The sequence below is a fragment of the Nostoc sp. genome (genome assembly GCF_036917775.1).
Taxonomy (GTDB): domain Bacteria; phylum Cyanobacteriota; class Cyanobacteriia; order Cyanobacteriales; family Nostocaceae; genus Nostoc.
Genome location: NZ_JBALEQ010000080.1, coordinates 20,396 through 39,452 on the forward strand (window position 1 = coordinate 20,396; position 19,057 = coordinate 39,452).

Annotated in this window: 23 protein-coding genes; 13 read left to right on the plus strand and 10 right to left on the minus strand. The window is 41.7% G+C overall.

Annotated elements, in window-relative coordinates; all coding sequences use genetic code 11:
• Positions 1-96 precede the first annotated feature (96 nt).
• Entirely contained in the window at positions 97-309 is a 213-nt protein-coding gene (locus tag V7K69_RS14930; RefSeq protein WP_335035615.1) for a YgaP family membrane protein, read from the minus strand.
• A gap of 295 nt (positions 310-604) precedes the next feature.
• Here V7K69_RS14930 and V7K69_RS14935 point away from each other — a divergent pair, with 295 nt between their 5' ends.
• Positions 605-1,090 carry a DUF4079 domain-containing protein gene (locus tag V7K69_RS14935; RefSeq protein ID WP_335035617.1) on the plus strand — a complete coding sequence of 162 codons (486 nt, stop codon included), beginning with the start codon at positions 605-607 and terminating at the stop codon, positions 1,088-1,090.
• Between the two features lie 94 nt (positions 1,091-1,184).
• The gene (locus tag V7K69_RS14940) at positions 1,185-1,703 is read left to right on the plus strand and encodes a rhodanese-like domain-containing protein (protein WP_335035619.1); all 519 of its coding nucleotides are present in this window, start codon (positions 1,185-1,187) and stop codon (positions 1,701-1,703) included.
• Between the two features lie 246 nt (positions 1,704-1,949).
• On the opposite strand, the gene V7K69_RS14945 is transcribed toward V7K69_RS14940, so the two are convergent.
• The 3 genes from V7K69_RS14945 to V7K69_RS14955 all read right to left on the minus strand — a co-directional run bounded on the left by V7K69_RS14945 (position 1,950) and on the right by V7K69_RS14955 (position 4,322).
• Positions 1,950-2,540 (minus strand): class I SAM-dependent methyltransferase, encoded by a 591-nt coding sequence (locus tag V7K69_RS14945; RefSeq protein ID WP_335035621.1) that lies wholly within the window; start codon positions 2,538-2,540, stop codon positions 1,950-1,952.
• A gap of 12 nt (positions 2,541-2,552) precedes the next feature.
• Entirely contained in the window at positions 2,553-3,632 is a 1,080-nt protein-coding gene (locus tag V7K69_RS14950; RefSeq protein ID WP_335035623.1) for an NAD(P)H-dependent flavin oxidoreductase, read from the minus strand.
• A gap of 147 nt (positions 3,633-3,779) precedes the next feature.
• Positions 3,780-4,322 carry a rhodanese-like domain-containing protein gene (locus tag V7K69_RS14955; RefSeq protein WP_335035625.1) on the minus strand — a complete coding sequence of 181 codons (543 nt, stop codon included), beginning with the start codon at positions 4,320-4,322 and terminating at the stop codon, positions 3,780-3,782.
• A gap of 449 nt (positions 4,323-4,771) precedes the next feature.
• Here V7K69_RS14955 and V7K69_RS14960 point away from each other — a divergent pair, with 449 nt between their 5' ends.
• The 3 genes from V7K69_RS14960 to V7K69_RS14970 are packed head-to-tail and all read left to right on the plus strand — an operon-like array spanning position 4,772 to position 6,935.
• The gene (locus tag V7K69_RS14960) at positions 4,772-5,161 is read left to right on the plus strand and encodes a rhodanese-like domain-containing protein (protein ID WP_335035627.1); all 390 of its coding nucleotides are present in this window, start codon (positions 4,772-4,774) and stop codon (positions 5,159-5,161) included.
• 27 nt (positions 5,162-5,188) lie between these two features.
• A complete protein-coding gene (locus tag V7K69_RS14965) occupies positions 5,189-5,908 on the plus strand; it encodes a class I SAM-dependent methyltransferase (RefSeq protein WP_335035629.1) in 720 nt (239 codons plus the stop codon).
• Positions 5,909-5,936: 28 nt separating this feature from the next.
• Entirely contained in the window at positions 5,937-6,935 is a 999-nt protein-coding gene (locus V7K69_RS14970; RefSeq protein WP_335035631.1) for an NAD(P)/FAD-dependent oxidoreductase, read from the plus strand.
• A gap of 70 nt (positions 6,936-7,005) precedes the next feature.
• Here the strand turns inward: V7K69_RS14970 and V7K69_RS14975 are convergent, their stop codons facing one another.
• The 4 genes from V7K69_RS14975 to V7K69_RS14990 all read right to left on the minus strand — a co-directional run bounded on the left by V7K69_RS14975 (position 7,006) and on the right by V7K69_RS14990 (position 9,056).
• Positions 7,006-7,371 (minus strand): ArsR/SmtB family transcription factor, encoded by a 366-nt coding sequence (locus V7K69_RS14975; RefSeq protein WP_335035633.1) that lies wholly within the window; start codon positions 7,369-7,371, stop codon positions 7,006-7,008.
• 31 nt (positions 7,372-7,402) lie between these two features.
• The gene (locus tag V7K69_RS14980; protein WP_335035635.1) at positions 7,403-7,669 is read right to left on the minus strand and encodes a hypothetical protein; all 267 of its coding nucleotides are present in this window, start codon (positions 7,667-7,669) and stop codon (positions 7,403-7,405) included.
• A 34-nt stretch (positions 7,670-7,703) separates the two neighbouring features.
• The gene (locus V7K69_RS14985; RefSeq protein ID WP_084227415.1) at positions 7,704-7,955 is read right to left on the minus strand and encodes a hypothetical protein; all 252 of its coding nucleotides are present in this window, start codon (positions 7,953-7,955) and stop codon (positions 7,704-7,706) included.
• Positions 7,956-8,108: 153 nt separating this feature from the next.
• The gene (locus V7K69_RS14990; RefSeq protein WP_335035638.1) at positions 8,109-9,056 is read right to left on the minus strand and encodes an RpoD/SigA family RNA polymerase sigma factor; all 948 of its coding nucleotides are present in this window, start codon (positions 9,054-9,056) and stop codon (positions 8,109-8,111) included.
• A gap of 299 nt (positions 9,057-9,355) precedes the next feature.
• On the opposite strand from V7K69_RS14990, the gene V7K69_RS14995 reads away from it, so the two are divergent.
• From V7K69_RS14995 to V7K69_RS15020, 6 genes are all read left to right on the plus strand, one after another.
• Entirely contained in the window at positions 9,356-10,000 is a 645-nt protein-coding gene (locus V7K69_RS14995) for an AAA family ATPase (protein ID WP_094345073.1), read from the plus strand.
• Complete coding sequence (locus V7K69_RS15000) at positions 9,993-10,931, plus strand: ParB/RepB/Spo0J family partition protein (protein ID WP_335035640.1); 939 nt, start codon at positions 9,993-9,995, stop codon at positions 10,929-10,931. The genes V7K69_RS14995 and V7K69_RS15000 overlap by 8 nt, the downstream gene beginning before the upstream one ends.
• Positions 10,932-11,045: 114 nt before the next feature.
• Positions 11,046-11,639, plus strand: a complete 594-nt coding sequence (locus V7K69_RS15005; protein WP_335035642.1) for a hypothetical protein — start codon at positions 11,046-11,048, stop codon at positions 11,637-11,639.
• A gap of 51 nt (positions 11,640-11,690) precedes the next feature.
• A complete protein-coding gene (locus V7K69_RS15010) occupies positions 11,691-12,203 on the plus strand; it encodes a hypothetical protein (RefSeq protein ID WP_335035644.1) in 513 nt (170 codons plus the stop codon).
• A gap of 1,167 nt (positions 12,204-13,370) precedes the next feature.
• Positions 13,371-14,330, plus strand: a complete 960-nt coding sequence (locus V7K69_RS15015; protein ID WP_335035646.1) for a ParM/StbA family protein — start codon at positions 13,371-13,373, stop codon at positions 14,328-14,330.
• Positions 14,331-14,335: 5 nt separating this feature from the next.
• Positions 14,336-14,626: a hypothetical protein gene (locus V7K69_RS15020; protein WP_335035648.1), complete on the plus strand. Its 291-nt coding sequence runs from the start codon at positions 14,336-14,338 to the stop codon at positions 14,624-14,626.
• Positions 14,627-14,838: 212 nt separating this feature from the next.
• On the opposite strand, the gene V7K69_RS15025 is transcribed toward V7K69_RS15020, so the two are convergent.
• Complete coding sequence (locus V7K69_RS15025; RefSeq protein ID WP_094345289.1) at positions 14,839-15,039, minus strand: hypothetical protein; 201 nt, start codon at positions 15,037-15,039, stop codon at positions 14,839-14,841.
• 1,019 nt (positions 15,040-16,058) lie between these two features.
• Entirely contained in the window at positions 16,059-16,754 is a 696-nt protein-coding gene (locus V7K69_RS15030; protein WP_335035650.1) for a pentapeptide repeat-containing protein, read from the minus strand.
• A 346-nt stretch (positions 16,755-17,100) separates the two neighbouring features.
• Between V7K69_RS15030 and V7K69_RS15035 the strand changes: the two genes are divergently transcribed.
• Both V7K69_RS15035 and V7K69_RS15040 read left to right on the plus strand, forming a co-directional pair.
• Complete coding sequence (locus tag V7K69_RS15035) at positions 17,101-18,066, plus strand: aldo/keto reductase (protein WP_335035652.1); 966 nt, start codon at positions 17,101-17,103, stop codon at positions 18,064-18,066.
• A 292-nt stretch (positions 18,067-18,358) separates the two neighbouring features.
• A complete protein-coding gene (locus tag V7K69_RS15040; RefSeq protein WP_335035654.1) occupies positions 18,359-19,006 on the plus strand; it encodes a gamma-glutamyl-gamma-aminobutyrate hydrolase family protein in 648 nt (215 codons plus the stop codon).
• The last annotated feature ends 51 nt before the right edge of the window (positions 19,007-19,057 follow it).

Consider the following 19,057-nt stretch of genomic DNA (forward strand, 5'->3'; position numbering starts at 1 on the left):
GGGTGTCCGCACTACGTACCGCTACGCGAACACCTGTCCCATATTCAGGGCAGGCAGGATACCCCACAAGATGGACAATTTATTTTTTGAAAGTCCTTAAAGTTGATTGTTGATCTGGCTGGTATGAATTCCCAGGAGACGATAAAGACCGCAAAATCCTACTAAAGCTGTCACCAGCAATACGCTACCTGCAACGACAAGACCAATACCCAATCCTGTACTGCTGTAACGGAAAAGTCCTAGATAAAACAACGCCGAAGCCAACAACAGACGGATCAGGCGCTCTAACGAACCAACATTCGTTTTCATAACTGTAATCTCCAATATTGAATGGGTTACAAAACCCTTGGAAAAATCTTAAAGGGGCTGCAAAACCCTTAGAAAACCCTTGGTGCAATTATGCAAGAAGCAACTCTCAAGGGATTGAATTTTTTCTTATTTTCTCTTTCATTATAACCCCTAAATGACCAGTAATTTTTAATATCAAGACTTATATGTTTCTAGTACAATTCATACAGTTTATCTAGTATTCAAACATGATTTCAAACAACAGGATGCCATATTTTTTTTGTGATTAATTCTCCATACTTTGGAAATACCCATTATGAGTTCAGAAACTTTAGCGGCTCTCAAGCCCTATCTCAGTTTTTTTCACCCTGTTACTATGTGGATCTTGCTGGTCGTTGCGCTCTATGCCATGTACTTGGGTGTGCAAGTTAGACGGACGAGGCTGGCAGACGGAGATATCAAGAAAGAATTGGTCAAAGGTCGGTTCGCCATCCGACATCACCAAATTGGCTCTATCCTCCTGGCGCTGATGGTAATGGGTGCGATCGGGGGAATTACTGTCACCTACCTCAACAGTGGCAAGATTGTGATTGGCCCTCATCTTTTTGCAGGTTTAGGGATGGTGGGGTTGATTTCTACTTCTGCGGCGCTGGTTCCCTTTATGCAGAAGCATGACTGGGTTCGCAGCATCCACGTTTCGCTGAACCTGATTCTGTTGGGATTGTTTGGCTGGCAAGCTGTGACAGGGGTGCAAATTGTGCAAAAGATTTTGAGCCAAATGATGAAGAATGGTGCAGCGTGAGAAAGTTTTATCGGATATCGATATAAATCTTTATCAATCTACTATCGCCCTTAGTTAAAACACCTGCGAGAGCTACCCACTTTAGGAGAAATTTATGAAGTTTAAAAAGTCAATCCAAACTCTACTGCTCGGGATGGTTTTGTCGTTCTGTCTCTTTTTAAGCATTCAACAAAACTTGATGGCATCGGAAATTTCCACTTCATCAGACTCAATGGCTGAAACTGATACTGTGTCAGATCAGAAAGGATTTCCTAAATTGGAATCAGCCGTAGATCAGTATCTCATGTCAATACCATCGGGATATTACACGATCGCTAAGGTTGAAGACTTAAAAAGTTTGATGGCAAACCGTCAGCCGTTATTGGTTGATGTGCGAGAGCCATCAGAGTATCGGTCTGGTCATATCCCTGGTGCAACCAATATCCCCCTCCGAACGCTAGCTCGTAATTTAAGTAAAATTCCCAGCGACCGCCCTGTAGTGCTGTACTGTTCCGCCGGTTATCGATCGGCAATGGGAGTGATGACACTGCATCTGCTTAATTATGATAATGTCCAGGGTTTTCCACCTAGCTTTGCAGGTTGGAAAGCTTCAGGGGAGGCGATCGCCAAATGAAGAGAGGCAAATCTAGGGATTTCCAAGTAAAAAAATATTCCGTCGCAGAGGGACGACTTGGGGGACAAGGAAGGCAAGGGAGACAAGGGAGACAAGGAAGAAGTCTAGTTGAGTAGACAAATTGAATAATTTATTTTTTGGAGTTCCCCTAGATCAATTCAAAAGCTCTCCTCAACTGACTGAAGGTGAAGAAGGAGAGGGTAAAAATCAGAATTCCCTTCTGCCTTCTGCCCTCTGCCTTTATTGCTAACTTTGTTTTCTACCGAGAATTTGAATGACTGCGGCTTTGCCATTGTGATAGCGCCCTTCGAGTAAATCTCGTTCCACTTCCCTAGCAATTTCCCAGTGAAGATCAGCTAGTTCCTCTTGCAAGGTGGCGAGAGAAGGAAGCATATCTAGATTTTTCGGGCCACCCGTATTGTATTGTAGTTGCTCCTGTGCAAAGGCTTCGAGTACGAAAACACCGTTCGGTTTCAATCCCATCACAGCTTGACGGTACACCTTAGTTCGCAACTCTGAGGGCAGATGGCAAAAGATCGAAATAATCCCATCCCAAGATTGAGGTGCGATTGCAAAATCGGCGAGGTCAGTTTGGATAGTTGCGATGGCAACTTGTTTCTCTTGCGCTAGTTTTTGAGCTTTTGCCAGCCCCACGCTAGATTGATCTACGGCTACCACTTCATAGCCTAAAGATGCTAGATAAGTTCCATTCCGTCCCTCCCCCTCTGCCAAACAGAGGATTTTCCCTTGAGGAATTTTGGATGCTACCGAAACGAGAAAATCATTTGGTTCAGTACCATAGATATATTCTGAAGTCCCAAAGCGTTCATCCCACATAATTAATGCCGATTAGCTAACAAGTTCCCCAATTAATTCTGCAACAGACATCATACATTCGGCACGTCCAGCATTACTACCCGCAAAAATTAAACCATTTTCTACATCACCACGGGCAGCTTTATATAATGCCTGAACAATACAATAGGTTTCTTGATGATCTCGGCATTGGCAAACCTCTAAGCAGTTAGCGATACAGCGCTTTTCTAAATCTGGAGAATGAGCGATCGCTTTTTCCACAAAACGATTTTTTAATGCCCTTCCCGGCATTCCCACGGGAGAAGGGACAATTACCACATCTTCGGGACTGGCATGAAGATGAAACTCTTTATAATTAATATCTGCATCACATTCATCGGTGGTAATAAAGCGAGTCCCCATTTGTACACCTTTCGCACCCAAAGCCAACATCCGATCAATATCAGCACGGTTCCAAACTCCACCTGCTGCAATCACGGGAATATCTTTACCCACTTCCGAACGCAGATATTCCACCAATTCTGGAATTACTTGCTCTGCATTTAAGGCAACATTACCTAAATCTTGGTATTTTGCACCCAAATGACCCCCTGCTGTATTCGGGTTCTCCACTATAAAGGCATCAGGTAAACGTCCATAATGACGTTCCCACTTCCGGCAAATCACCTTAGCAGCGCGGGTACTGGAAACAATCGGCACTAATGCCACATCTGGATAGCTCTCTGTATATTCCGGTAGATGCAATGGTAAGCCAGCACCAGAAATCACTAAATTCACACCATGTTCCACGGCTGTACGTACCAGAGTTTCATTATCTCGCGCTACCACCATCGAGTTAATCCCAATCACCCCATTTGGACTGATTTGACGAGCTTTCTGGAGTTCATCAATTAATGCCAACCTATTTGCTTCAAATAGCTGATGTTTTCGCTGTTTAAGCGCAAAATAAGGAGAATTGAGTCCTAATCCCACGGCGGATACAATACCAATGCCACCTGCATTAGCCACAGCACCAGCCAGATTCGCGCCAGAAATTCTGATTCCCATTCCCCCTTGAATAATCGGGTAGTGGGCAATATGTTTACCAATAAGTAGCGGTGGAAGTGTTGTCATATTTGATTTTTAAGTTCTTAGCTATGGAGTTTTAAAAAAGAATTCAGGAGTCAGAAATTGGTAGCGCCAGTACCGATCCCCCACCACCAATCAAACCCAAGCTCACCCCAATACAAGCAGTCAGCAAATGCCAAATAATCCACAGTGTCATACACTCTGTTGATTATAAGGAAGCTTTGCTAGTAGCATCCCTAACATACAGCTATCTGTAATTCCCGAATACATTAATCCTCCTCCCATCAAAACACTGAGAATCAGGAACCAAGGAGAAACAAATGCTCCTAACAATGTGCCTATTAACACTAAAGAGGCAGTAACAATTTGCACTTGTCGGATTAAACTAATGGGGGCATTTTTGTTAATTGTCGTAGCATAACCCGCTTGTTTCCAAGCGCTTATACCCCCTTCCAGATGGGTAACAGTGGTAAAACCCTGATCAAATAGCTTTTGAGCAGCCATTGTTGAACGATTCCCGGAACGACAGTAGAGAATCACTTTTGTGTCTTGATCTTGGGGAACTTTGCGCGGATCAAATTTGGATAGGGAAACCAGAGTTGCTCCGGGAATATGCTCTCCTGCATATTCAGCTGGTTCACGGACATCTATAAGTGTGATAGCTTGCTGCTTCAGCAACTGTTTTAGTGTTTGAGTATCAACGGTTTGTAATTTGTTTACACGGGAAGTAGTCATGTGCTTTTTATACTTAGGAATGTAGATTTTTAAACGCAAGATGAAATTGTTTGATTAATCTATAGTATAACTATATAGTAATATATTGTCTAGGGTGAAGTTAGTTTTTTGTGGCTGTTGCGATAGCTGCGCTCGCCGTTCGCGTTAGCGTCTCTGAAAGAAAAGAGAAGGCATCGCTTAATAATCAACTAATTAATTAAATTACCAAATAGTAATATAACATAATATAGTAGGTAGTGAAGTAAGCACAGAGTCACATAGAGAAAAATCTGTTTATTGAGAGCTACATTTGCGATCGCTTCGCTCTTTTCTCTACGAGAGGCTACACCCTAAGCCCTAAGCGTAACTATGCCGCAGGCTTGTACGAGACACTACCCGTAGCTTGCTTCCCCAGAGGGTTACGCCGTAGGCATCATCCAACCTTCCACCAATTGAGAATTGTATAAGTTATGACTACTGATATGGCATCTACATCTTCTATTCAAACATTTGTGATTAATATCTCTCCTTCTGAATTTGCCAACTTAGCTGAACCTTCCTTGCTGATAGATGTGCGTAGCAAATTTGAGTATGGGATGTTTCATGCACCTGGGGCAATCAACCTGAGTTTGCCACGTCTTCTAATAGGCATGATACCGGGTTTACGTCGCTGGCTTCATCCCCAATGGTTTCTGGATTTACCCAAGAACGAATCTGTTGCTGTAATTTGTTTAACCTCCCACCGCAGCCCCATCGCTGCTGAATATTTGGTCAAAACAGGTTTTACTAAAGTCTTCAATATTAGCGGTGGGATGATGGAGTGGCGGCGATTGGAGCTAGAAACTTGTACGGGTAAGTAATAATTTTGGTTTAATCGGGAGTTTTTTATGACACCACACAGACAAATAACTCCAGACTGGTTAAAACGTCTGTTTGCTTGGGGAATGGCTAAAGCAAATACCGCAGATAATAGTACCATCAAGTTGCAGGGTTGCAACAGTTATGAAACTATGGCACAACTCAAACAGGCTTTCTTTGCAGATTTAAAGGGACGAGTTTTAGAAATTGGGCCGGGAGCAGGGGCAAATCTATCTTATTATCCCACTGATATCAACTGGATTGGCATTGAGCCAAATCCTTTCATGCATTCTTATCTCAAGGAGGAAGCCGAACGCTTTGGTTTGCATAATATTGAGTTACGTTTAGGATCGGCGGAAAGGTTAGAGATTGAAGATAACAGCATTGATGTTGTTGTCAGTACCCATGTTCTCTGTTCTGTGACTGACCTTGTAACTACCTTACGAGAAATCAGGCGGGTACTAAAGCCTGATGGTCGTTTCTTATTTATCGAACATGTTGCAGCTGAATGCGGTACTTGGACGCGCAGAATTCAAGATGGAATTGAACCAGTCTGGAAGACAATGTTCGACAATTGTCACCCCAACCGTGAAACTACGAAAATTTTAGAAAATGTTGGTTTTGAGAGCGTTGATTATCAACAGTTTAATCTTTCTTTTCCCATTGTCAGCCCTCATATTGCTGGAGTAGCTAGGAAGAAAACTGTTGAAATCGTTAAACAAGATTCAAAAAGTTTAATTAACACTTAAATTGTTTAGACTCACAGGATAAAAAACTATGAAAGTTTCCAAAAAAAACCTTAATCAACGCCTTAACCAAATCTATGATGTGATTATTGTCGGTGGTGGTGCTGGGGGACTATCTGCGGGTATTTATTTACAGCGTTTTCGTCTTTCTAGTTTAATTATTGACAAGGGTAAAGCTAGGTCTTTCTGGATGCAAGAATTACACAATTATTTGGGCTTACCACCAGATACCCCAGGTAGGATTTTATTGCAGAGTGGGAAAAAACATTATACTTCACTTGATGGTGATTTCCTCAATGCTTATGTTGAGGAAATAGTCGATGAGGGAGAAACCTTTGCTGTCAAGGTCAAGGTGGGGCGTGTAAATAGTGTTTCTGAAGTGTTTCGCTCTAAATATTTGATTGCTGCTAGTGGTATTATTGACCATCTGCCGCCTTTAGATAAAATGCAGAATGTTTATGACTATGCTGGGTACAATTTGCACGTCTGCATGATTTGCGATGGTTATGAAATGACAGATAAAAAATGTGGTTTCTTCGCAGGTAGTGAGGCAAGTATTGAAGAAATGATCTTCAACTTAAGCTGGTTTACACCTTATATTACCGCCTTTACTCACGGAGCTTTTGAAGTAAGTCCGCAAGTGCGTCAGAAACTCCAAGAACATGGTTATCCCCTAGTGGAGACACCCATTAAGCAATTCTTGGGACACAATCACCAGATGACTGGTGTGGAGTTGGTGGATAGTTCGGTGATTGAGTTAGAAACTGGTCTAATTTCAATGGGTTCCCGCTATCACAATACTTATCTACAAGGGATAAACCTGGAGTTAAAAGGAGGTAATATAGTTACCGATCAGATGTGTCGGACTTCTCACCCGCGAGTATTTGCCATTGGTGATTTGAAGGTAGGCTTGAATCAGGTAGTGATTGCTGCGGGGGATGGTGCTTTAGCTGCTACGCAAATTTGGCGAGACATTCGTCGTGCTACTGGTGCGCGTCGTTGGGAGGAGAATCTAAAAGTGAATGTCTAGTCAATTGCTTGTTGGGAGGCGAGTAGGGAAACTCACTCGAAACTTTTCCTCAGTCAAGCTGAGGAAATAGTTATTTTGAGAGGGTGCTAAAGGCTTTGATCTGTTCAAATTCTTTAGCCCGTTTTTGTATTTCGTTGCCAATGCGATCGCAAACTAATTCGCATAAATCAAAAATTACAGGGTCACTGATCCCATAGTAGACGCTAACTCCCTTTTGCTGACGGGACACCAAACCTGCTTGAGTCAACACTTTTAAATGTTTTGAGAGATTCGCTTGTCCTAAACCCGTAGCTTCACCCATTTCGGTAACGTTCATCGCCCCGGTTCTGAGACAACTCAAAATCTGTAAGCGACTGGTTTCAGAGAGTACCTTAAAATACTCTGCAACGGGAGCAAGGATTTCTGAAGTGTTTTTTCGAGAAAGAGTCTCTGACATAAGGATTCAATTTTACATATAACTTATATTACTATATAGTTATAACTTGTTCTTGATAAAGCTCTGCCACCAAAATCCCCGAAGCGTCAATGGACGCTAAGTTTGTATAAATGGCAATTTCCCACTCTTGGTCACGGGTAGGACGAATTAACTTGACTAAAATACGGCGACACTGAAAACTCCGTCCCTCATGGACAATTTGCACCTGTTGTTCAAACGCAGTTCCGGTTTCACACAACCCGACAGGATGCAACTCATCCACAGGCTTGTATCCCAAGCCCCCGTGTTGACGAATCACTTTCGTGCAATCGCCCTTACCTCAAAACAAAAAATCACCCAGCTATATCCTTCCCACTCTTATAGTTCATCGCTCTGGGTTTCCTCTTGCCTATAGGGACTACTTTCGATTGCTTGGGAGGTTGAGGCGGACGACATTTCTCGCAATATAGAGGTCTAACTCCAAAGGTTTCTCGTTGTGTGGGTTGTTCACACTGCTTACATACGAAGTTGAAAACACGGGTGTGAATTTCCCGCTTGTGCGCTCTGACGGTGTACTCTCGGACTTCAATAGTTTTGCTGGGCATTGATTAGTTTTTTAAGTTGCTATTTATAAATATAGTTTCTTGTTTTTGACTAATAGTATAGCCAGAGCATCATCTTCATGATTAAAACAAGGATAATTGCCTTGGGGAAATATTACCTTTACGTCTGCGATGATAGTAGAAGTGGAAATCATTCTAATTAAGATACTCCTTCATATCACTTTTTTGACGGCGAAGAATAGAGAGCGCTTTATGTTCAAGCTGGCGAATTCGTTCTCGACTTAAGTTAAGGCGTTCTCCAACTTGAGTTAAGCTCAGTTGATGATCATTCTCTAACCCAAAACGTAGAGTTAGTATTTCTCGTTGTATAGGGGGTAGGGATGCCAGCAGATTATTCAAATCAAGGCGCAACAGTTCCTTGGTGAGCCGTTCGTCTGAGGAAATGCTCTCATCTGGTAAGATATCCAATAGCTCAGTGTCTTGATTGTCTCCCACACGCAAATCCAGAGAAACTGGCTGCTTCGAGACACTGAGATATTCTCGAACCTGGTTAGGCTTTAAATTTAATTCTTCAGCAATTTCGGTGACAGTAGCATAGCGACCAAGCTTTTGAAAGCTTTCTCGCTGTACTTTTTTAATTTTATTAAGTCTTTCGGTTAGATGAGTTGGCAATCGAATAGTACGAGATTTTTCTGCAATTGCACGTGTGATTTCCTGACGAATCCACCAGTAAGCATAGGTTGATAGTTTGTAGCCTTTGTTAGGGTCGAACTTCTCTACCCCTTTTTGCAAACCAAGTGTACCTTCCTGAATTAAATCGAGGAATTCTAAATTGTGGTTCTGGTATTTCTTAGCAATAGAAACCACTAGCCGCAGGTTCGCTGTCACCATTTTCTGTTTAGCCTTTTGGCCTTGTTGAACGATTGACTCTACTTCAGCTTCACTTTGCCCAAGCGAGATAGCTAATTCTCTTGCAGTTGGTTGTCGGTTAAGTTTAAGTGAGATCGCTTGCTGTTGCTGCTCAATCGTCATCATCTGCTGCACAAGCCTAGCGTTTGTAATTTCTTGCTCAGGAGTTAGCAGAGGATAGCGTCCGATTTCTTTTAAGTACGAGCGAACTAAGTCAGTAGTTGGGCTGGGCATAAAACTTAATGAATGAGATAAATCAAGATAAATTGAGAAGCTACCTATTGAAACTATTTGTTTGAGTAGTATTCTTCAAGATATAGGCAATCTGCAAAGAAGATGGTATTTTTGCAATCGTGTTAAATTGATATGAATTTTTAAGTTCAACTTGAATATAAAGGAGAATTTCAGAAGTTCTGCTTGTGAACACTGATACTTATATATATCTTGCTGTTTGATGCTTGCTTGTTTTGTCTGAAAGCCTGTATAAGCGAAAAATCTACCATAAACTATACTGTGTAATTTAGATCCTACTTATGCCGATCATCGCAATTATCAATCAAAAAGGAGGAGCAGGTAAATCAACAGTTTCTGTTCATCTTGCACGATGGCTACAAAAACAAGGTAAATCAGTGCTACTTGTAGATGCTGATGCTCAATGCTCATCTTCTAAGTGGCTAAAACGATTAGAACAAGTTATTCCTTGTCAGATTATTCAAGCGCCTGATGCACTATTGGATGAGTTACCTAAGCTAAATGAATCATATACATGGATTATTGCTGATGGGCCTGCTGCCCTCTCTGAAACAACCAGAGCATTAGTTTTAACTGCTGATTTAGCAATTATTCCATGCCAACCTGCTGGTATTGACCTTGAAAGTGCTTCTGATACTGTACATTTGATTCAACAAGCGCAAAGGATTCGGCGAGGAGAACCTAAAGCCGTAATGTTTGTTAATCGTGCAGTTAAAGGAACTAAATTGAAAGATGAAGCAGTAGAAGTACTTCAATTAATGCCAAATGTCACCGTTTTAGAAAATGTACTTCATCAACGACAGATCATCGCCGATTGCTATGGACAAAATTCTACTATCTTTGATTTACCTGGATCAACAGCCGGAATCGCTAGACGTGAAATTGAACAATTATTCAAAAAATCTTTGGAGGTTTTGAATGAATAAACCAAGACAATCACTAACTCAAGGACTCTCTGCCTCCATTGCCCAAAAATTTATTACTGATCCAAAAAGTGTCGAATCTTCTCAAACATTATCTATTCAACAAATTCAACTTCCTGCCAAGCAACCCCGTCGTTACTTTGCTCCAGACAAGCAATCTCAATTAGTCCAATCAATTAAAGATCATGGGATTCTAGAACCTTTACTAGTTCGTCCATTAAAGAATGGAACTTATGAGTTAGTTGCTGGAGAAAGGCGATATCGAGCAGCCCAGGAAATTGGATTGAGTGAGCTTCCTGTCGTTTTTAGAGACTTAGACGATCAACAAGCTCTCCAAATTGCTCTTATAGAAAACCTTCAACGTGAGGATCTTAACCCAATTGAAGAAACGGAGGCAATTCTTGAGCTTCTTTCACTCAAACTCAAGATCAGCACCGAAGAGGTTAGTTCTATACTGAATCGTGCTAATCACGCAAAAAACCGTCATCAACAATTGGAGGAAAACGTTTTCCTCCAACTTCAAGTTATCGAATCAGTCTTATCTGGGTTAGGAAAATTTTCGTCAGAATCCTTTCGTACCAGTCGTTTACCATTGCTAAATCTGCCTATTGATATTTTGACAGCACTCCGTGAAGGTAAAATAGAGTTTACAAAGGCTAGAGCGATCGCACAAGTTAAAAATGAAGAACAGCGAAAAACCTTGCTCAACCTAGCAGTATCCCAAAACTTGAGTTTCAGAGAAATTAAGCAAAAAATCCAGGAACTCAATGTCATTGAACAAGACAATCCACCTACTAAAATCTATGTTCAGAGGTATTCTAAAATCGGAAAACAACTTAAAAAAACATCTGTTTGGAATGATCCCAACAAACGAGCGAAGTTAGATAAACTACTCTCTCAACTAGAAGAGTTGGTGGGAAAAGCTGATGAATAGTGGCAACTATACGTTTTAGTGCATAAACTCATCTATGACTTAGTAAAAATGTTTAAAAGGTGAACTGCTAGTTAAAATACACTCATTTGCTAAAGTTCAGGAAAGAAAGTTCTGATGAAGTCTACCGAGCGATCGCCCAAGCCACCTAAACAACAGCCAAAACCCAACGACCCAAGTCCAAAGCTTGACCTTGTAGCTTATAAACCAGTAGATAAACAGCAGCCAATCTCTCAGCATAACATTACTCCCAGTGTTGATCTGCCGTCAGTTGAGCAGCCAGCCCAAGCAGAGGTAATACCTCTTGTAAGGTCAAAGACAAACGCTGCTGGAAAACCGCAACATTTAGAGAAAAGTAAAGCCAAACGTACCTCTGCTGACAAGAGAAAATCCAAATTACCGCAACAGCCCAAGCAACAGGGTCAATTAACAAAGAGCGATGAAGAAGAAGAATTACCGCCAGAACCCTGTCAGCACATGCAATTCCTGGATTGCAACTCGGAGGTAGGGCGTGTGATATTCGAGTGCTACCACTGCAAGCAAGGGATAATCAGCGAGTACACCGGAGATCCCGTAATGGGTGAGTACAAAGGACGACCTTCAGTGATTTTCACAAAGGTAAAATGCCCCAACTGTGAGCAAACAGCGATTAGGCTGGAAGCAAAGGAAGTACTTTCAACAACAGCGATTCCTTCACCTTGGCAGGAATGATGGCACACACCAAGATCAAGAGTGATTGGTGAAAGATATTTACGATTGATAATGCAAATGAGATTTTTACCCTCAATAATAACTGCACTAACGGCACTGACACTAACTAGTTGCAGCACTACTACTGCTGAACAGTATGAAGCTACAGCACTCACCAGTTACTCCTGGCAAGTTAAGTATGCGAATAATCTAACTAGTGAACCACGACCCCGCATTGAAACCTTTGCTACTACTTCGGTGCTGAATCGAAATGGAGTAAAACCATCGGGAGAAGTAATTGGCCCAGATGACCGTGGGCTATGGTGGCCTACTTTACCGCCGCGACCAAGTGTTGATGAAGTTGAACAACGTAAAAGACCTCAAGAAGAGGCAGGTAAACCTGAATTGATTAAAGATGTAAAGTACAAACTGACCTATGGAGTGGGTAATACTCAGAACACGCTACCTACTAACTATGATGTTTATCGGCAAGTAGTAAAAGCTTACCCTCAAAAAACTCCTTTGGAATTGACTTTGGGTGTGAATGATAATTCAGTAGAGAAAGCTGAACCTGTAAGCAAGTAATAACGCACTCATTACATAGTAATCAAGAAGTTAAAGATCAAGACTGAATTGCTTTTCAACTGCCAGTATTGAACTTACCGAAGAAGAATTCAGTAGTCAGGAGCCAGAAGGGGCTAAACCTTAGCTATCCGCTAACAGAATAATTCTGAACTAAAAAGTGAATGAATCGTGCTTTAGAACAAGCAATTTTAAGACGCTCGAACGCAAACAGCGTGCCGTAGGCAAGACTCCCTTTCCACGTCGCTATCCTGGAAGGAAGGAAAAATTTTCCTTCCTTGAACTCCACAGGGTAGGGCATGGGGTATTCTGACTCCAAATTATTCTTTACAAACCCTTCTGATAATCTCAAGTATTACAATCTCCTTGAAAAGCAACCAATTTATCGTAGTTGAAGAAGGCAGTTCTTGCTGGAGGCTCAGTTGGTTTTACCTCAGTTGGGGATTCAAATTCCTTCTTAAAAAGAGCCACCCTTCGTGTTCGCCAGTCCAACGCTAGTCGCTCATGGGGAAAACCCCCTTCTCTACGAGACGCTCCGCGAAGGCGCTAGCCTCTCCCTTTGGGAGAAGACCGCGCTGGCTCCTCTTTGTTGAAACAACAAGACCGGGCTGGCTCATCAAATTTTCAATTTGGAGTTCTTGTCTTAAACCCTTGCTCCATTAGGTCGCGGCAAGAGGCACCAGCGCTGTTTTCCTCCAGCAAGAACTGCCCGACGCTCACGGACTCGCTAATCGCTAACGCTGCACTATCTGCCTCCTGCCTTCCTTGATAATTTCCAAGTGGATCAGGGTCAGAGCTACATATTGCACGCAAGTAAATTGCTAACAAAAGATTGACACTAAAGTATAAATCAAAGAGTCAACGATGATCTAAATTAATTTTTGCTGCGTTGATAGAAAAGATTTCAAAAAAATTTATGGGGGCTACATGGGGGCTATATGTACCCCAAAGCAGTTTAGAGGCTTGAGCAAAATTTGACCCCTATATGGGGGCTATATGGGGGCTATATGGGGTACATTCGATTGAATGAGGTTTTACCCCACTTAGCCCCCAAGAGGTTATGATAAGTTCTTCAGGCTGGAGCCGAGGAGCAAGAGAAAATCTTTGCATTAACAATTATTATTTATCAAGATAACTTTTTTAATCAAACCGTATTGACTCGTCCCATATATGTCTAACATTCACACCTTGCAAAAAATTTTTCCTGCTGGCTTTGATAACGGTTATGGAAGCCTAAAACTTTTAGTCGATGGCTTTGAAGTTGTTCGTGTCCCCAGCTATATAACCAATGCCGAGATGGAAGACGTACCTGGGAGGGTCGTTTTTAACGGTACTGCTTACACAGTTGGAGAATCAGCTTTCCGTACAGGAAATTATTTTGACCGAAACACTGATAACAATGAAAACAAAGTCAACAACGCATTATTGACTTTATTCGGTGCATTGGCACATCTTCCACACCGTAAGGCTTGGCATTTAAAATTAGTCGTCAGCTTACATGATGTCGCTCTAGCTGACGAATTGCAAAAAGTACTAAACGGAGAATATCAGCCAATACTTGCTGGCAAACAATCAGAGGTGAAAATAGAAGTCCTGAAAGTCGTACTAGAAGGGATGGGTGCATTGTTTGGGCATCAACTACCGAAAAAATTAACCATTTTAGATTTTGGCAATGGCACGACTCTGTATTCTCGTTACAACCAAGGGAAACGAGAAGTTCACACCGCCTACCCCACTGGCGTAGAAGTTCTCATCAATGATATTTCCCAAAAGATGAAACATTTAAATGGCGGAAAAATCGGGGATGCATCCAAAATCCGATTTTGTTTGGAAATGGGGCATACTCGGTACAGCCGGGACATTGATATCAAAGATGTTTACAGCGCTTGCTTAAAAGATTGGTATGAAAAATACTTGAAGAAAGTGGTGAATCTAACACTTGATGCCAAACACCAAGGGGATGAAATCTGGGCGATAGGTGGAGGCTGCCTCTTACCTGGATTTAAGAAGCTTTTAGAGAAGAACGGGTTCAAAATACTGGACAACCCAGTGGAAGCTAATGTCTTTGGGCTTTTAGAGATGGCAAAAGCCATTTCTGCCAAGAATTCGCCTACTACATCTATTAAATGATCACAATGACAGAAAAATTTGACTTAGCTCCGATAAAAATTCGTCTTAAAGAAAACTACCGAGAACGCATATTTGCAGAGTCCCAACAACTAGGTAAAAGTTATCTGGAGACGCTTTACTTTATAATTGACTGCTATTTTGTTTTCATCAAGGCTGGATTAGCCACACAACAAGTAGCTTTCACGCCGATTACTACTGAGTCGAACAAACTTCCTTCAATAACTTCAACTCCATTAGCACAAGAGAAAGAAGAAGATTCTCCGAGCGAAACATTCAGCCTTGACTTTGATTTGTAACCGTTAAAGGAAGTTGGCAACGGTAAAGAAAAGCAATTAGCCTTAAGGGTGGTAAGTGGAATGGCACACTTGTTTTGCGTAAATTCCTGGTATTCCTGGATAAAAGGGTATATTTTATGTGGACTGAATAATAAGGTATTCAATCCACCATTGTTGAGTTAAGTTACTAATCAGGGACGATCCAGTTAAACCTTGACTCGTCGGAGTCAGCTTTACTCCTGATCCTGATCAATTTTTTCGATATCATCAGGTGTACCAGTGGCAGAAATTTTTGATGTACCAGATTTACCTGCACCTGAATTGCCGCCAGAAGCGCCAGCACCCCCTGAGTGTTTAGAATCAGTGTTGCCTTGTTCATCTTGAAGCTGTTCAAGGCGGTTTTTTTCTTGAGCTTTATCTTTTTGATCAGCCATATTTTAAAAACATTTTTAGCGTAGCGATCGCTATATACTCTAACACTTTCGTTATTCTGGCGGCACCAAAAGCAAATCCTCTTAATTGTCAGTTCTCTTGGATAATCACTTAGTCGGCACGCTCCCCGTAATCACCTTGGAACCTAACCAGCTAAATTTATTTTCTGATTTGACCGTCACACCAGCACGCACATCGGAGACACTGGTAATGAGCGAATGGCACTAAGATAAGCGCAAAACCCTGATTTAACTGGCTTTTGAGTGTGGGGAGTGTGGGGAGTGTGGGGGGGGTAAGACTTCTTCCTCATCCTCCCACACTTCCCCATCCTCCCACACCTCCCTCAGACAAAGGTTTCAGGTTTGCCTGGAGTGGGTGTGGGGAGTGTGGGGAGTGTGGGGAGTGTGGGGAGTAAGATTTCTTCTCCATCCTCCCTCCCTCCCCTCCCACACCTCCCACACCTCCCACACTCAAAAGCCTTACAAATAATGGATTCGCCGTTATCTTAGTGCCATTCGGTAATGAGCCTTGAGGCGCTGTTGAAGTGGAAATCTCAGATTTTTGAATATCAGCATTATGTGAGAGAACAAACTACCACAGCAGACGGCATTATTTGACCTTCCCCCTAAGCACTGCGACCCAGACCAAATTGATCCACTCTTGCTGCGGCTTGTGCCAATGTCGTTTTAAACGCACCGCAGATTCAACAAGTTTATCGATTTTGGTGGGTTGAGATTGCCCAAATCCCTTTGCACACATGGCACTGCCTCAAAATTTACGTGCTGGAAGACGCGATTTTAACAGAATTAGTGGGGCGATGAGCGGGAGCCGAGAGTACATTTATTATCGTTGATTACTTAAGCAAATCACACCTAAGAGCCTGTCAAGAAACAACTTTTACAATTTATTATCTAGAAAGCTTACTGAGAAGGCATTTCTAGCTCAAAAGAGGCAAGGTTGTTACATGACAAGCTCTAAGTACGTAGGCGTAGCCCGCCGTAGGCATCGCTTGAAGGCGTGATTATTGTCTGGCAAAAGCCAAGTCACTTTCAATAAATAGGGCACCTGTTAGGTTAACCCCACTCAAATTACATTCGTAAAAATTTGCCCCTCTTAGGTCTGCTAGTGCTAGATTAGCTTCTGTTAAATCTACACCAGTGAGGTTAACTTCACTTAAGTTAGCCCTACTTAGGTTAGCCCCATGAAGTGAAGCTTGTTGCAGGTCTGCCCCGCTTAGGTTTGTCCTCATTAGATATGCTTTACTGAGGTCAGCTCCACTTAAATTAGCAAGGCTAAGGTCTGCTGCTGTTAAATCAGCATAACTTAGATTGGCTTGACTTAAGTCTGCCCAACTCAACTGAGCATAACTGAGGTTAATTTCACTCAGCTTCACTGATGCAAGTACTGCACACCTCAAATTAGCATTAACAAAATTTCTTTCTCCCATTGCATAACGGCGTAAAATTTCATCAGTTGTTACTCTGCCTAAAACAGCTTTTGATGCGCCTTGATAACACCATGTAGTTTCTAATAGCTTGGCAGCAGTGTTAACAGCTACTTCATCACCGGAAGCCATAATTACACCATTGCAGCCATCCCATTTACCGTTAAGCATTAGGGCAATGTCACTAGCGGCAACAGATGAGTCAAATAGTAAATAAGATTCTTTGTGCGGTTTTAACCAGTTATTCCAAACAATCGAGATAATATTTTTCATTTCTATAAGTTTTGGCACTTTCAGACTATTCTGGCTAATAACAATCAGACTGGTGTGTGTAACAACCGCCCATTATTGGACGTGCTTAACGAACGCTTGCTAAAAGTTGTCTCTTGGATTGGCAGAGGTATTTGACCATTACGATATCCCTCTCCTAAGAAAACAGAATGGTTTCTTAGGAGAGGGATAAGAAGACTTGATTTTGGATGATTTTCCATGATAATCTACATGTGCCTCTTAAAATACTGTTTCTCGATAGCTTTATCGCATTTTAAATAGCATATTGTATTTTTTATAAAGTCATAGTTTGCAGAAGTAATTCCAAAACTGTCTTGAGAGAAAACTTATGGTCATTACACAAAGACGTAAACTTGGACGTTCAGAACTAGAAGTATCACCACTATCTTTTGGTGGTAACGTGTTTGGCTGGACTATTGATGAAAATAGTTCATTTGAGATTTTAGATTACTTTATTGAAGCTGGAGGTAATTTTATTGATACAGCTGATGTTTATTCCAAATGGGTTACTGGGAATCAGGGTGGAGAGTCGGAGAAAATTTTAGGAAAATGGCTCAAGCAGCGTGGTCATCGTCACCAAGTGGTGATTGCAACTAAAGTTGGCAACGATATGGGTGTTAAAGGTAAAGGGCTTTCTCGCCAACACATTCAACAAGCTGTTGAAGACTCATTGCAAAGGTTACAAACTGATTATATTGATCTATATCAATCGCACATCGACGATGAAAGCACTCCACTTGAAGAAACTCTTGAAACTTACGCAGAATTGATTCGTCAAGGAAAAGTACGTGCAATTGGTGCTTCAAATTATAGTGCAGAGCGTTTGACACAGGCATTAGAAATTAGCCGTCAGCATGGCTATCCTCGCTACGAAAGCCTTCAGCCCCGTTATAACTTGTATGACCGAGATGGTTATGAGCAGGATTTACAACAAATTTGCCAAGAACACTCAATTGGTGTAATTAGCTATTCCTCTTTGTGCAGTGGCTTTCTCTCTGGTAAATATCGCTCAGAAAAAGATTTGTCTATTAGTCTGCGTGGTAGCTCTGTAAAAAGATATTTAAATCCTCGTGGTTTACGAATTCTAGAGGCAATTGATCAGGTGGCAAAGACTTATAATTCTACTCCTACCCAAGTTTCTCTGACGTGGCTCATTGCTAATCCTACCATTACCTCCCCTATAGTTAGTGCAACAAAGGTTGAGCAACTCAACGATATCATCAAAGCTGTCAATATAAATCTCGACCAAGATGCTATTGACCTTCTCAATCAAGCCAGTTCCTTAAACAGCTAGCACGGCTACCTTGTCAGTTAATAGTTAACAGTTATTCCCCCTATCCCCCATATAAAGAGCTTTCCTCTTTGAAAAAGGGCGCAACAACTACTCAACTTTCATGTTTATGCCAGTTTGCGTTTAGTGCGCTCAAGTTGTGACAAGCTAGAAGCTATTGTTTCATCGATAGATATAGAAAATCCCCTCGCAGCTTTGGATACTGATGAAGGATTGTTGCTACAGCAACATTAAAGAAGTCGGAAGTCGGAAGTACACTTTTATAACGGGGATTAAATAGTGAAATAGCATCAAGATGAGTAGAAAATCTCGAAAACCATTGATTGGGATTACAACTTATGGTCGCCTTGCAGCATTACCATTTTCTCTGCCAAGTGAATATATAGATACAGTCCGTGCTTCAGGTGGCATTCCCATATTATTACCACCAGGAGAAGTTGAGCCTGCTCAACTTCTAGATTCTTTGGATGGTTTAATCATCTCTGGTGGTGGAGATATTGACCCTGCTTGCTACAATGGTTTTGATCATCCTACTATTTATTCTGTTGATCGCGAACGTGATGCTTTTGAATTGCAGCTTGGCAAGTTTGCTCTTGAACGTCATCTGCCGATATTAGGTATTTGCCGGGGTTTACAAATTCTCATCGTCGCCTGTGGGGGTACTCTAATTCCTCACATTCCAGATGTTTACGGTACATCTGCATTACATCGTCTAGAGCCTGAGCCTGGACGACGTTTACCTACAGAACATCTTGTCAAGATAGATGTAGAAAGTCTTTTAGCTAACTGTTTACAGAATTCTCACATATCTGTAGTTTCTTGGCATCATCAAGCGATAGATAAAGTACCACCTGGTTGGCGGGTTGTTGCTTATGCTTCGGATGATGGAGTCATTGAAGCTGTACCCGGATTTCTCACAAACTCAGAAAAAACCGGAGCTTAAAACTGATAAAATGTATACATAGTAAGTATTTCAGCAGTTTGAACCGATGAA

Coding starts and splice junctions, on each gene's coding strand:
- V7K69_RS14930 (WP_335035615.1), bottom strand. CDS start 309: ATGAAAACGAATGTTGGTTCGTTAGAGCGCCTGATCCGTCTGTTGTTG.
- V7K69_RS14935 (WP_335035617.1), top strand. CDS start 605: ATGAGTTCAGAAACTTTAGCGGCTCTCAAGCCCTATCTCAGTTTTTTT.
- V7K69_RS14940 (WP_335035619.1), top strand. CDS start 1,185: ATGAAGTTTAAAAAGTCAATCCAAACTCTACTGCTCGGGATGGTTTTG.
- V7K69_RS14945 (WP_335035621.1), bottom strand. CDS start 2,540: ATGTGGGATGAACGCTTTGGGACTTCAGAATATATCTATGGTACTGAA.
- V7K69_RS14950 (WP_335035623.1), bottom strand. CDS start 3,632: ATGACAACACTTCCACCGCTACTTATTGGTAAACATATTGCCCACTAC.
- V7K69_RS14955 (WP_335035625.1), bottom strand. CDS start 4,322: ATGACTACTTCCCGTGTAAACAAATTACAAACCGTTGATACTCAAACA.
- V7K69_RS14960 (WP_335035627.1), top strand. CDS start 4,772: ATGACTACTGATATGGCATCTACATCTTCTATTCAAACATTTGTGATT.
- V7K69_RS14965 (WP_335035629.1), top strand. CDS start 5,189: ATGACACCACACAGACAAATAACTCCAGACTGGTTAAAACGTCTGTTT.
- V7K69_RS14970 (WP_335035631.1), top strand. CDS start 5,937: ATGAAAGTTTCCAAAAAAAACCTTAATCAACGCCTTAACCAAATCTAT.
- V7K69_RS14975 (WP_335035633.1), bottom strand. CDS start 7,371: ATGTCAGAGACTCTTTCTCGAAAAAACACTTCAGAAATCCTTGCTCCC.
- V7K69_RS14985 (WP_084227415.1), bottom strand. CDS start 7,955: ATGCCCAGCAAAACTATTGAAGTCCGAGAGTACACCGTCAGAGCGCAC.
- V7K69_RS14990 (WP_335035638.1), bottom strand. CDS start 9,056: ATGCCCAGCCCAACTACTGACTTAGTTCGCTCGTACTTAAAAGAAATC.
- V7K69_RS14995 (WP_094345073.1), top strand. CDS start 9,356: ATGCCGATCATCGCAATTATCAATCAAAAAGGAGGAGCAGGTAAATCA.
- V7K69_RS15000 (WP_335035640.1), top strand. CDS start 9,993: ATGAATAAACCAAGACAATCACTAACTCAAGGACTCTCTGCCTCCATT.
- V7K69_RS15005 (WP_335035642.1), top strand. CDS start 11,046: ATGAAGTCTACCGAGCGATCGCCCAAGCCACCTAAACAACAGCCAAAA.
- V7K69_RS15010 (WP_335035644.1), top strand. CDS start 11,691: ATGCAAATGAGATTTTTACCCTCAATAATAACTGCACTAACGGCACTG.
- V7K69_RS15015 (WP_335035646.1), top strand. CDS start 13,371: ATGTCTAACATTCACACCTTGCAAAAAATTTTTCCTGCTGGCTTTGAT.
- V7K69_RS15020 (WP_335035648.1), top strand. CDS start 14,336: ATGACAGAAAAATTTGACTTAGCTCCGATAAAAATTCGTCTTAAAGAA.
- V7K69_RS15025 (WP_094345289.1), bottom strand. CDS start 15,039: ATGGCTGATCAAAAAGATAAAGCTCAAGAAAAAAACCGCCTTGAACAG.
- V7K69_RS15030 (WP_335035650.1), bottom strand. CDS start 16,754: ATGAAAAATATTATCTCGATTGTTTGGAATAACTGGTTAAAACCGCAC.
- V7K69_RS15035 (WP_335035652.1), top strand. CDS start 17,101: ATGGTCATTACACAAAGACGTAAACTTGGACGTTCAGAACTAGAAGTA.
- V7K69_RS15040 (WP_335035654.1), top strand. CDS start 18,359: ATGAGTAGAAAATCTCGAAAACCATTGATTGGGATTACAACTTATGGT.